Origin of the sequence: uncultured Draconibacterium sp. (assembly GCF_913063105.1) — a bacterium.
In the GTDB taxonomy this organism is placed as follows: Bacteria; Bacteroidota; Bacteroidia; order Bacteroidales; family Prolixibacteraceae; genus Draconibacterium.
On record NZ_CAJXYQ010000002.1, the window covers coordinates 48110 to 59859 of the forward strand.

Sequence of the window (11750 nt, forward strand, 5' to 3'; positions counted from 1 at the left end):
TCATACTTTTATCGTTCTTTGTGTAACTTCTTTACTATAATTTATACTACTTACTTTTTTTCATCGCTTATTATTTTTCCATCCTCGATGGTAATTACCCGACGCGCTTTGTTTACCACCCTTTGGTCGTGTGTTGAAAATATAAACGTAATTTTTTCTTCTTTATTTAGCTGCTCCATAATATCAAGCAGGTTTTCGGTGGAATGCGAATCGAGATTAGCTGTAGGCTCGTCGGCCAAAACAAATTTGGGTTTCGATGCCAAAGCTCGCGCTACGGCTACCCGTTGTTGCTGTCCTCCCGATAGTTTCGAGGGGCGCCGGTCCATCATTTCTCCCAGCCCAACAGCCTTTAGCAATTCGCTGGTGCGGGCATCGCGTTCGCTCTTTTTACTGCCTTGCAGGTGCATAATAAATTCTACATTTTCTTTGGCAGTAAGCACAGGAATTAGGTTGTAGGCCTGAAAAACGAAACCGATATTGTTCATCCTGAAGTCAGTTAGTTTGCGTGATGAAAGCTCATTAATTTTAATCCCGTTAATTTCAACCCAACCTTCAGTAGCATCGTCGAGACCGCCTATGATGTTTAACAGCGTCGTTTTTCCTGAGCCCGATGGTCCAACAATGGCCGTAAATTCGCCTTCTTCAAAACTGATGTTGATGCCATTAACAGCATGAACCGAAACCGAACTACTGTTGTAAATTTTGTGCAGGTTTTTTATTTCTATGATCTTCATAATAATGTTTTAATGTTTTAATGCTTACTGTTTTTATGGGTTTTATTTTTTTAGTTTATCGCTATATCTTGCCGATATTTCTCTTTTCTTTTTTGTATTTAATCATCCATGCTTTTACGCATTAATCAGTCCGTGTGGCTTCGGCCGGATTTAGTTTTAAGGCTTTTCGTGCCGGGTAAATGGCCGAAATTAAGCCTGTTATTACTACCAGTGTAACTAATACGCCTAACGAATGTGTCGGGAACTCCGTTGCAATCTCGGTAGCTACACCGTATTGTTCCAGGCCCTGTGCAAAGGCCGATAAATTGATTGGGTTTTTCTCAAAAATCCGGGATACAACAATGCCTAGCAAGATTCCCAACAGGCCTCCGGTAAGTGTTAGCATCAGCGATTCAAAAATAATCATGCCAAAGATTTTGCGCTTATTCATACCAATGGCCATTAGCATGCCAATTTCTTTTACACGCTCTAAAACAGCCATAAGCATGGTGTTGATTATGCCAAAACACAGGGCAATTAAAATGATAAGAATAAAAATGTACATGTACTGGTCCATTGAGTCGGTTAGAATGGACATTTCCGGACTCAGTTCTTTCCAGGTGTGCACATCCAGACCTTCTGCAGTTTGCTGAATAGTTGGTTTAAGACGTGAGGCATAACCATTGTTTTTAAGCAAAACGGCAATTTCGTGCACTGCCCGCGCTTCAATGGCCATTTGTTTTTGCAGATCGTTAATATGCACAAACATGTGCATTTCGTCGAATCCGGTATTTACCGTTTTGTAAATTCCGGAAACCCGGTAGCCTTTTGATGAAAGATCGCCATTAAAATCAACCAGTTGCACATTTATTTTTGTCCCAACTTTCAATCGTAATTTTTCAGCAAGTTTATGGCCAACCAATATTGGTGGCATTCGGCTTGTTTTTTCCAGGTAGGTTCCATCAACCAGGTGTTCCCAAATATCGGTAACCTGCTTTTCTTTTTCCGGATTAATACCCAGCATTTTAGCACCTCCGGTGCCATGCGCGGCCATAATAAAACTTTCGGCAATTAAGCGGGGGGCCGCTGCCTGAACAGAGTCGAGGGCAGCAATGCGTTCGGCCAGCGTGAAACCATCGGAAATAAATAAAGACGTTTCGTTATTATCTAAAAAATGCGGGGCATGCACTTGCAGGTGCGAGAGCTCCGATTTTGTTGCCGAATCAATACGTGTTTTGTACATCCCGTTCATAAACGCCATCATAAATATTCCGGCAAACAGCCCAAGGGCAATGGCGGCAATCATTACCAGGCTCCGGGTTTTACTTCGCCAAACGTTACGCCATGCTATTGATATTATCATTTTGTTCATTTTTTATTGGTATTAACTGCGCATTGCAGTTGTAATTTTTAAGCGGCTCACATTTGTTATCGGGAAAACAGCGATGAGGCTGCTAATGATAAAAACAACAATCATCTGGTTGTAAAACAACGAAGGTTTCATGGAGAAGAACATGTAGGGTTCCATTCCGTAAATTGCCATGGCGTCGGCCATATCGCCCGATAGGGGCAATGGGTTGTAGTAAAAATACAAGCAAAAAAACCAACTGATGATTAATCCAATTGAGCAACCTATTAATCCAATAAACAGGGTCTCAATAAGAACTAACAGGGCGATTTTTCGTTTTTGCATACCCACGGCATGGGTAACACCAAATTCGCGCTGGCGCTCTTTCACCATCATTATTACCACGCTAAACATGCCAAAAGCAATTACCAGGTACAAAATGCCGAGCATAATAATTCCACCTCCACGGTCGCTTTGAATTACCTGCTCCAGTTCGGGACTCATCTCTGTCCAGGTCATTACCGTGTTGTTTTTCGGCAAGATTTTATCAATAGCCTTTTTTATATGGTGCACACTGTAGTGGTCATTAGTCATTACCACAAGCGAGGTGGATAAACCGTATGCCGAATAAAAGTCGCGGGCCGTTTCGATGTCGAGGTAAACCAGGCGTTTGTTAAATTCAACATTCGGGTGTTTTATAATGCCTTTTATGGGGAATAAACCACTGGCACTGATTCCGTGGTAGCCCTGTGAAATCATTACCAAAGTGTCGCCAACACCCAAATTAAGGTATTTTGCCAGTCCGCTGCCGATAACTACTTCTGCATCGCCTGACTGCAAAAAATCGCCGGCTTCAATTTTTTTCGAAAGTTGGGTAATCCGGTCTTCGGCTTCGGGTTCAATGCCCATCACCATGGCGGGTTTGCTTTTTAGGTGGTTGGCAGCCAGCGAAAAGGATTCCAAACGGTTAGCTACCAGACTTACATCTGTAATTTTGCTGATTTTATTTTGTAGTTCGTCGGCAACTTTAAAGCTGTTTTCCAGGTTTCGTTCGTTCCAGTAAGCCGTGTCCTGAACCTGTAAATACCCGGTGTAAAATTTTACCGAATTATCAATCATGCTATCGTACGAGCCTTCCTGCATCGAGCGCATCCACGAAGCCAGCAATACACTAAATACAACAGATGATATGGCAATGATGGTTCGGCGCTTATTTCGCCAAAGATTACGCCACGCTAGTTTTATGTTTGTTCTCATGAGCAATGCTTTATTTATTTAATGCTAAAATGCTTGAATGTGTTAATGCTAAGATTAATAAATACTTTAATTTCGAAGTTGTAGTTTAACCTGACTTGTATAGCTATTCTTAACCATTTATATTTTTGTATGTAGTGTCTTTTGCTTTGGTCATGATTTTAGAAATTTCAATAGCTTCATTTAGCAAACGATCTAGCTCATGTTGATTTTCAGATAGCTGTGCATCATTAATAACTTCAAGCCAGTAAGCTGATTCGTCAGACTCCTCGACAACAATACACATTTTGCTATAAAACTCTGATTTGGAACGTCCGCGGCAGGCTGCCCGGTAATTGGCACCAGTTGACGTGGCTGATTTAATTAGCTGGTAAGCAATGACAGAGCTGGCTTTGGTATTCTTTAATGTTTCACAGAAAAGAATTACATCAACGGCAAACTTTTTTGTACGGTGTTTTAGTGCTTCAATAAATTTATCTTTTGTATTCATCGTTTTAAGTTATGTTTCGATTGGTACCTTAATCATTTAATCATTTAATCATTATAGCATTTAGGCATTAAATCATTTAATCATCGTCACCGTATTCTCTTCATATTTTGTTGCGAAAAGAAGCTTTCTTTTAAATCAACGTTAAACTCGATTTTATCAAAAATCATAATGGTTTTATGCCCCTCTTCGTCGGCCGGAATCATTTCCAGTCGGGTTGGCATTTCGCGGTCGTCCATCATTTTTACCTCGGTTAAAATTTCGGTATTTACCAGGTAGCCGTCTTCGTCGTAAAATTCAGCTTTTAGCCAGTGTAATTCCTTTTTCGATATCCACATGATAACCTTTCCCCAGACCACAGGCGCATCGTCGTGGGGGATGAGTTCAATTTTGTAGCATTGGTATCCGTCAATTTCTTCCTCGCCCAGCAGTTTGTTGGAATAGTCTTTTGCCATCTGCGATTCTTTCACCAGGTCGTCGTTGGTAAAATCCGAGCCCATCCACGATTGCATCATCATCGATGGCGGAATTTTTATCATGCGCTCGATATTGGGAACCCAGTTCCACATTTCCTTGTTGCGTTTTAAAAAAACCTGGCCTTTTTCTTTTGCCGGAGCAGTAATGTAAATCAGCGAATAGTCGTTGCCCAGCGTCCAGTTTTTCATCGAAACTGTTCGGCTCCAGCCCGGCCGTTCAATAATCATGGTTATTTCGCCCCGGCTCGATTCTCCTCTGAATTTCTCGTCGGCTTCTTTAATTATAGCTGTCATGTCCTGGGCAAAAACAATCGCACTTAACACACTTAATAGTATACTTACCTGTAGTTTTTTCATGGCTAACCTATTGCTTGTTAATTATTTTAAAGCAGGCATCAATAACAGCCTGTTCCATTTTTTCTACCGGAAAAACATCGGGGGCAGCTACGGCGTATAAAAAGGCTCCTTCAAGCATTGCTGCTATGGCTATCAGGTCGGCTTCCGGATTTTTGCTGCCCCGGGCTTCAATAAACCCGTAAAACATCTCGAAAACAGGCTTTGCTTTTTCCGCATAGGTTTCGGCAAACACCTTTGAGATTTGAGGCTGCAGTAGCAGAGAAAAGAAAAGTTTCCAGTGCTGCAGATTTTCGCCTAAGAGTTTAAAATTTTGCCGGATAAAAAAGATAAATTCTTCTTCAGAAAGAACACCATCGTGGTTAAGATCCAGGTTGTTGTAGATTTCCTCAAAACCATGCTGCATCAACTCATCGAGAATTGCTTTTTTGCTTGAAAAATAGTTGTAGGTGAGACCTTTCGATATTTTTGCTTTAGCGGCTATCTGACTAATAGAGGTGGCGTGGTAACCATTTTCGGCAAATAGCTCCAATGCTGTTCCCATAATCAGGTGCTTTTTCTGTTTTCTCAGTTCGTCAAATTGTTCCGGACTTCTTGGCATCTTTTTAAATTTTTCAGTAAATGGTTTTAAAACCCTATAGCTTCAAATGTATTTTTTTTGAATTTTTTATTAGTCACTTTAGATATGAGTACAGAGATGTGAGTATGGAGAGTTTCTTTCTTCTCATTTTATCTTACTTCTCATTACTCGTATCTCATATCTATGTTCTTTATATTGATTGAACGTTCGGTCAAAGTTAAAATGTCTGTTTTAAAATTCCAAAAAAACAGAACAATAATTGACCGATTGGTCAATGTATGTGTTGAATTTTAGACGCAACAGTTCGAATGAAAAGCGAGTAATTGATAATAAAAGTGAAATTATATGGACAAAAGCGGCATTGCACCAATAGTTGCAAGCAAATGAGAAATAACTTGCTTTCTTTGCGCCCAATTGTTTTAACACAACAGGGGAGTTTCCCCCTTGTCAATATAATTTAAATAATGAAGATATTTGAAGGACATTCATTCCATATTCCGGTTTTAGGGGTAGGTTATTCAATGGATACCCCGGCTAATGTGGCGCCTTACGGCATTTCGTCGGTTATTTCGTTGGTTGACGATGCCTTAATGGAGAAATTGCGCGAGTTTTATTGTAAAAAGTTCGATTTGCCCTTTACCGCCATTTCGAAAAAAGTGGAGGATTGCCGGGCTAAACGTATTACCTCGTACCTGAATACGATGGAAACAGTGGTGAATAAAAAGGTAGAGTTGGTAAAAGCTTCGTTGTCGGGTGTTGGTGGCGAACTGGAAAAATATTACGATATGCTACCCGAAGCGGCAGAATTAAAAAAGAAATTCAACAAGCTTGGCTTTAAGAAATCGCTGACGGATGAGTTAAAAAACTGGGTAAACGATAAGTTGCCGGTGGGGTCGATAGATGTAAATATTATGACCAAGCTCGACCAGGTGAATAAAAAAGACGGGAAGGAATTGCCCATTGAATATAACGATGCGCATGCGGCTTTGCGGGGTTTTGCCAATAGTAACCTAAGCTCTTCGCTGGTGCTATCGGCCGGTATGAGCCCACGTTTATACAGCTACATCGAGAATTTTAAAGACTTTTTTCCGGATGTAAGTGGGCAGATTAAAAAGAAAATCATTTTAAAAGTTAGCGATTTTCGTTCGGCACTGGTACAGGGAAAAATGTTGGCTGCCAAAGGCCTGTGGGTTTCAGAGTACCGTATCGAATCGGGGGTAAATTGTGGCGGACACGCTTTTCCTACCAATGGCGTATTGTTTGGGCCTATACTCGATGAGTTTCGCTTAAACCGCAAAAAACTGTTTGATACCTGTATTGATTTGTATAAAAGTGCGCTGCAAAAGAAAGCGTTGGTGCAACCGCAAAACGAGCCCGAACTAAAAATTACGGCGCAGGGTGGGGTAGGCAACTTTGAAGAACACCAGCTGCTGCTTGACTATTACAATATGGACAGTGTGGGCTGGGGGTCACTGTTTATGTTGGTTCCCGAGGTCATTAGTATCGATACCGAAACCATGAACCTGCTGGCAAAAGGCAAGGAAAAGGATTATTACTACAGTGGATTATCGCCCCTGGGCGTACCGTTTAACAGCATTAAAGGCGCATCGATGAGTAAGCTGCGTTTGGCAATGGCTGCCGAAGGAAAAGCCGGAATGCCTTGTACCAAAGGGTTTTTGCGTTACAATACCGAATACACCGAAAAACCAATTTGTACCTCGTCGCGCCAATACCAAAGTAAAAAACTGGCCGAACTGGAGGAGTTGAACCTGCCCGAAAAGGAATACAAAAAAGCTTTTGATAAAATTACCGAACCCGAATGTTTATGTGTAGGTCTGGGCATCTCAACGCTGCAATCAAAAGAAATTGAGGTACAACCCACTGATAAAGTTACGGTGTGCCCGGGGCCGAACCTGGCCTATTTCTCCAAAATATCGAGCCTGAAAGAAATGGTGGATCATATTTACGGGCGCATTAATCTTCTGGATAAGGGCTACCGCCCACATCTATTTTTAAAAGAGCTAAATATGTACCTCGATATTTTTAAAGAACAAGTAGAAAACTTCCAGAAGAATATCGACGATAATAAAGCGAAACGTAACCTGGTAAAATTTAAACAGAACCTGGTAGACGGAATCGACTACTACAAAATACTTTTTGCCGAAAAGAAAAAAGATGTGGTGGAAGAACTGGAGAACTTATTGAAAAAATATCCGGTGCTGGAGAAAGAATTGTAAGCATTATTATTATGAAAATAGAAACGGGCTTCGTATTTACGTAGTCCGTTTTTTTATGGTTTAAACCTTGAAGGTTTAGTTATATAACCCCCAAAAAAAAACTCCCACCGAGGCGGGAGTACAGGAATTTTTTCCTTCGGCATATAGCCTTATTGTGATAAGATGTAAAATTGAAAAGATATTCAACTTGCCATATTGGAGAGCGAAAGCAGAATTGGTTGTGGTTTGATGTAAAATTGAAAAGCTATTCACTGGGCAGGCCTTGGTTTTTATTTTCCTTTCCGCAGGCGCGAAGCGGCAGCCCGGATAGGGAAAACGCCTTCGTTTACAAACTTTACGTCTTCAACAGAGTAAAATGCTTTGGGGTTCGAATTTTTTACAATCTTTTCAACTTTCTTAATTTCTTTCCGATTGATAATGCTGTAAATAATGCTTACGTTCTCGCTGCCACCACGGGCTTCGTGGTGGGTAATTCCATACCCGGCTTCCTTTAGGTTGGCAATCAGATTTTCGGCATTCATGCGGGTAATAATCTGTATTTTAACAATACCAACGGCCAGTTTTTCTTCAATAAGTAGGCCCACATAGTTTCCGCAGGCAAAGCCACCGGCATAAGCCACATAGCAGGTCCAGTTATCGAGGTTTTGGAAAATGCGCGAGATGGCTAACAGCCAGATAAACACTTCGAAAAACCCCAGCACCGGCGCCCATATTTTATGGCCTTTTGAAACCATTACTATACGAATGGTGCCAAACGAAACGTCGATTACCCGCGAGATAAAAATGAGTGCGGGAAGAATGCCGTAGGTAAAAATTCCGCTGTCGTAAAAACTTGTATCCATTAAAGTAAATGTAAGATTTAATTTATCATTTCGGTGCAGGATTAGCTGCAAGCCTGCTTTTCAAAGTTATCGATTTCTTACTTTGTTCGAAATGAAAGTAGCCCTTATTTCACCTTTCACCAGTTAACTTTGCCTTTCTGCTTAAAACTCCGAAGTAAAATGGAACTTAATGTCTTTAAATTCATCTTGTGCCATTTGAAGGATAAACGATGAATCGGCCATAAACACATCGCGGCCCAGTTTATCTTTGGCCATTTTTTGGTGTTTCCGTTTTTTAAATTCCGTTAATACCTTTTGGTCGTTGCACTGTATCCAGCAGGCTTTGTGCATCGACAAAGGCTCGAAACGGCACTTGGCACCGTATTCGTGCTCGAGGCGGTACTGAATAACTTCAAATTGTAATTGCCCAACGGTTCCAATAATTTTTCGTCCGTTAAAAGCACTGGTAAACAACTGCGCCACACCTTCGTCCATTAGCTGGTCTATCCCTTTGGCCAGCTGTTTGGCTTTCATGGGGTCGGCATTTTCCACGTAGCGGAACATTTCGGGCGAGAAACTCGGTAAGCCTTTAAAGTGGATTTCTTCGCCATCGGTAATGGTATCGCCAATAATATAGTTTCCGGTATCGGGTACTCCAATTATATCGCCGGGGTAGGCATATTCAACAATTTCTTTTTGCGAAGCCATAAAAGCTGTGGGGCTCGAAATTCGGAATGATTTTCCCAGGCGCACATTTTTGTACATTTTATTGCGTTCAAATTCGCCGGAGCAGATTTTTACAAAGGCAATACGGCTGCGGTGATTCGGGTCGATATTGGCATGAATTTTAAAGACAAAACCCGTAAATCCTTTTTCTTCCGGTTTAATTTCGCGTTCTTCTGAAAAGCTGGGTTGAGGAGTTGGGGCAATTTCCACAAACGAATCAAGCAGCTCCTGAACGCCAAAGTTATACAGTGCACTACCAAAAAATACCGGAGCCAGCTCTCCCGCCAGGTAGTCTTCGCTCTTAAATTCAGGATAAATACCTTCAACCAGTTCCAGTTCTTCGCGCAATACATCGGCATCTTCGCCAATGTGGTCTTCCAAAGCCGGATCAGTAACATCTTCAAATTTTATGCGTTCTTCAATTTCCTGAATATCGGGTTTAAAGAGTTTCAGGCTGCGGTTAAAAATATTGTACACGCCTTTAAAATCGGGGCCATTGTTGATGGGCCAACTTAAGGGGCGCACTTTAATTTTTAGCTGGTCTTCAATTTCGTCCATTAGTGTAAACGGATCTTGCGAGGGGCGGTCCATTTTATTTACAAACACAATAACCGGCGTTTTGCGCATGCGGCAAACGTTCATCAGTTTTTCGGTTTGCGGCTCAACCCCCTTGGCAGCATCAATTACAATAATAACACTGTCAACCGCTGTAAGCGTGCGGAAGGTGTCTTCCTGAAAATCCTGGTGACCGGGCGTATCCAGAATATTAACCTTGTAACCGTTGTATTCGAAACCCATTACCGAGGTGGCCACCGAGATTCCACGCTGGCGTTCAATTTCCATAAAATCGGAAGTGGCTCCCTTTTTAATTTTATTGCTTTTTACGGCTCCGGCTACGCGGATGGCTCCACCAAAAAGTAATAACTTTTCGGTTAGTGTAGTTTTCCCGGCATCAGGGTGGCTTACAATTCCAAAGGTGCGGCGACGTTTTATTTCTTCTAAAAAAGTCATGTCTGTATCGTGTCTTTATTGCGGCGCAAAAATAGAAAAGAACTTTTAATTACCTGCTTATTGTAACACTTTGTGGCAATGCACAGTTAAAAACTTTAAATTAGAGGTAAAATTGTTGACTTTAAAAGCTTTGCAAACAAATGTCGGGGAATTGCCGTGCATAAGTCGCGAAGTTTTTACGGTGAAAAACAGCCTAAGTTGATAACTTGTTCTTACAAACAAAAAGACCATGCAGCAACCAGAATTGGGCAAAAAAATTGCCGAACTCCGAAAACTAAAAGGATTAACCCAGGAAGAACTGGTAGAAAAATGTAAGCTGAATGTGCGTACCCTGCAACGTATTGAAGCCGGCGAAGTAAGGCCAAGGGCTTACACCTTAAATGTGCTTTCCGAAGTGCTGGATTATAACTTTAACGGCGTTTCTGCAAAATTACCGGGGGCATTGCTGCTTTTTGTTCGGAATGTAGCCGACATTATCAACTTAAAAAAACATACCATGAAAAAAGTCAGCATTTTATCATCAACCCTCTTAATTGTATTCCTTGGCGTATTTATGTTTAATTTTAGGAGTGTAAATAAAAGCGAGCAGGCACTCCGTGTTGTGGTTCAAGAGCAGAATACGAACAGTATAAAGTGGTTTAATTCGGGGCAGGTTAAGCAGTTAATGAACGATTATGCAAGCGATGCCTGTTTCTATCGTAACGGTCATCCGGCGTACTGCGGTAAGGAGGAAATAAGCAAAGCCATACAAAAAGCCGTTGATGCAGAAGCCTTTAAGTTAACAGCAATCGATTTAATTTCGCTACATGTAAGTGGCGATGTGGCAATAGAGAAGAGTCTCACCACATCGCAACTATCCAACGGGCAATTTATCCGAACAATAAATATTCAACATTGGCAGCGCAGTAACAAAAAATGGATGATTGTGAATGATATTGATGTGTTACTTTATTAACAATCCTTTTTTATCATGCGTGGTAACCTGGTATCGTCCGGTTAAAATTTGCCCGGTAATTCGAGTCGGTATCGAAATTGACGTGTTGAGCGAAATGTTGAAGTGGTGAAAAAAATAGCTGCTTAGCCCAAACCCTTGTGTAGTTTGTGTGTTTGTATTGGCAAAAACGAATACTTTAACATGACGACTTTAATTATTCGCGCCGATGATTCTGCTAAATATTGGAGCCAATTGGTCGGCCTTTATATTGCTACCTTTTCAAAAGGAAAAAGCTTTCAATATAACAGTGTAGATGAAACCTCGGCTTATCTGAAAATGATATTCAGGGAGGGGTACGGAATACTGGTTTTGGACGAAGAGCAATTGCTTGGAGCCCTTTTGTTAACGCCACTACATTTTGATAAATTGCTCCCCGCTGAAATTGCCGACAACTTTAATATAAAACGTTCGGTTTATGTGGCCGAAATGATGGTGGAAAAAACACAGCAAGGAAAAGGAATAGGCAAAAAAATGTTGAACTACTTTTTTGAGACAGTGGACAGACAGCTTTATACCGATGCCTTTATTCGGGTTTGGATAGAAAACGAAACAGCTTTAGGCTTGTACAAAAAAGTTGGATTTAAGCCATGCGCATCCATTGTTCAAGCCAAGTTACTTGCCGATAAAAGCGGGATGTTCGATTTTAAAAAAGTATACCTGCACAAAAAATTGGAAGGATGAACCCATTAATAATTTTCAGATAATTTAGAGCTGTTTCACTTCCTACATTTCATCAGACTACCTATATT

General features: G+C 41.1%; 11 protein-coding genes. 3 read left to right on the forward strand and 8 right to left on the reverse strand.

The window, feature by feature from the left end:
- Window positions 1–50: 50 nt before the first annotated feature.
- From QZ574_RS01895 to QZ574_RS01920, 6 genes are all read right to left on the reverse strand, one after another.
- The gene (locus tag QZ574_RS01895) at window positions 51–734 is read right to left on the reverse strand and encodes an ABC transporter ATP-binding protein (RefSeq protein WP_297086206.1); all 684 of its coding nucleotides are present in this window, start codon (window positions 732–734) and stop codon (window positions 51–53) included.
- 121 nt (window positions 735–855) lie between these two features.
- The gene (locus QZ574_RS01900) at window positions 856–2076 is read right to left on the reverse strand and encodes an FtsX-like permease family protein (protein ID WP_297086208.1); all 1221 of its coding nucleotides are present in this window, start codon (window positions 2074–2076) and stop codon (window positions 856–858) included.
- A gap of 21 nt (window positions 2077–2097) precedes the next feature.
- Window positions 2098–3318, reverse strand: coding sequence for an FtsX-like permease family protein (locus tag QZ574_RS01905; RefSeq protein WP_297086210.1), 1221 nt, complete (start codon window positions 3316–3318; stop codon window positions 2098–2100).
- Window positions 3319–3427: 109 nt separating this feature from the next.
- On the reverse strand, window positions 3428–3805 hold the full coding sequence (locus tag QZ574_RS01910) for a four helix bundle protein (protein WP_297086212.1): 378 nt from the start codon (window positions 3803–3805) through the stop codon (window positions 3428–3430).
- An 86-nt stretch (window positions 3806–3891) separates the two neighbouring features.
- The gene (locus QZ574_RS01915) at window positions 3892–4635 is read right to left on the reverse strand and encodes an outer membrane lipoprotein-sorting protein (protein ID WP_297086215.1); all 744 of its coding nucleotides are present in this window, start codon (window positions 4633–4635) and stop codon (window positions 3892–3894) included.
- 7 nt (window positions 4636–4642) lie between these two features.
- Entirely contained in the window at window positions 4643–5233 is a 591-nt protein-coding gene (locus tag QZ574_RS01920; RefSeq protein WP_297086217.1) for a TetR/AcrR family transcriptional regulator, read from the reverse strand.
- A 443-nt stretch (window positions 5234–5676) separates the two neighbouring features.
- On the opposite strand from QZ574_RS01920, the gene QZ574_RS01925 reads away from it, so the two are divergent.
- Window positions 5677–7449, forward strand: a complete 1773-nt coding sequence (locus tag QZ574_RS01925; RefSeq protein ID WP_297086219.1) for a hypothetical protein — start codon at window positions 5677–5679, stop codon at window positions 7447–7449.
- Between the two features lie 269 nt (window positions 7450–7718).
- Here the strand turns inward: QZ574_RS01925 and QZ574_RS01930 are convergent, their stop codons facing one another.
- Together QZ574_RS01930 and QZ574_RS01935 are read right to left on the reverse strand one after the other, a co-directional pair.
- Window positions 7719–8291 carry a DUF2179 domain-containing protein gene (locus tag QZ574_RS01930; RefSeq protein ID WP_297086221.1) on the reverse strand — a complete coding sequence of 191 codons (573 nt, stop codon included), beginning with the start codon at window positions 8289–8291 and terminating at the stop codon, window positions 7719–7721.
- Between the two features lie 141 nt (window positions 8292–8432).
- On the reverse strand, window positions 8433–10007 hold the full coding sequence (locus QZ574_RS01935; RefSeq protein ID WP_297086223.1) for a peptide chain release factor 3: 1575 nt from the start codon (window positions 10005–10007) through the stop codon (window positions 8433–8435).
- Between the two features lie 229 nt (window positions 10008–10236).
- On the opposite strand from QZ574_RS01935, the gene QZ574_RS01940 reads away from it, so the two are divergent.
- A complete protein-coding gene (locus QZ574_RS01940; protein WP_297086225.1) occupies window positions 10237–10962 on the forward strand; it encodes a helix-turn-helix domain-containing protein in 726 nt (241 codons plus the stop codon).
- 180 nt (window positions 10963–11142) lie between these two features.
- On the forward strand, window positions 11143–11682 hold the full coding sequence (locus tag QZ574_RS01945) for a GNAT family N-acetyltransferase (RefSeq protein WP_297086227.1): 540 nt from the start codon (window positions 11143–11145) through the stop codon (window positions 11680–11682).
- Window positions 11683–11750 lie beyond the last annotated feature (68 nt).